The organism is Mesorhizobium sp. B2-2-3 (assembly GCF_006442405.1).
Classification (GTDB): domain Bacteria; phylum Pseudomonadota; class Alphaproteobacteria; order Rhizobiales; family Rhizobiaceae; genus Mesorhizobium.
The window spans coordinates 1-1030 of record NZ_VFWC01000033.1; the positions used below are offsets into that span (position 1 = coordinate 1).

Genomic DNA, 1030 nt, shown 5'->3' on the forward strand with positions numbered 1-1030 from the left:
GGCCAGCCAGGTCCCGCCGTCGACCTCGTTATTCTGTCCATCCACCTTTCGGGGGCCTCCTCGATCCTCGGCGCGATCAACTTCATCACCACCATCTTCAACATGCGCGCACCCGGCATGACCATGCACAAGATGCCTCTGTTCGCCTGGTCGATGCTGGTCACCGCCTTCATGCTTCTCATGTCGCTGCCGGTGCTCGCCGGCGCGGTCACCATGCTGTTGACCGATCGCAACTTCGGGACGACCTTCTTTTCGCCGTCCGGCGGCGGTGATCCGATCCTCTACCAGCATCTGTTCTGGTTCTTCGGCCATCCCGAAGTCTACATCATGATCCTGCCTGGCTTCGGCATCATCAGCCACGTCATCTCGACCTTCGCCAAGAAGCCGATCTTCGGCTATCTCGGCATGGCCTATGCAATGGTGGCAATCGGCGCGATCGGCTTTGTCGTCTGGGCGCATCATATGTATACGACCGGCCTGTCGGTCGACACGCAGCGCTACTTCGCCTTCGCATCGATGGTCATCGCCGTTCCAACCGGCGTGAAGGTGTTTTCGTGGTTGGCGACCATGTGGGGAGGATCGATAGAGTTCAAGACACCCATGATGTGGGCTCTCGGTTTCGTCCTGCTGTTCACCATTGGTGGCGTCACTGGCATCATGGTTGCGAACCCTGGTATCGACCGCGTGTACCACGACACTTATTTCGTGATCGCTCACTTCCACTATGTGCTGTCTTTGGGGGCGGTCTTCGCGATCTTCGCCGGCTTCTACTACTGGTTCCCGAAGATGACCGGCTATATGTACAGCGAAACGCTCGGCAAGCTGCATTTCTGGCTGATGTTCATCGGCGTCAACCTCGTCTTTTTCCCGCAGCATTTTCTGGGCATGGCCGGCATGCCGCGACGTTACGCCGACTATCCCGATGCTTTTGCCGGCTGGAATTTCGTCTCGTCGATCGGTTCCTACATCTCAACGGCCGGGCTCGTCGTTTTCTTCATCGCGGTTGCCGAGGCCTTCAGCCGCAGACGCC

Annotated in this window: 1 protein-coding gene; it reads left to right on the forward strand. The window is 58.3% G+C overall.

The features are described 5' to 3' along the window. Nucleotides 1–1030 (forward strand): cbb3-type cytochrome c oxidase subunit I (locus tag FJ951_RS28335; RefSeq protein ID WP_181172309.1); only part of this gene is annotated, 1030 nt, incomplete at both ends.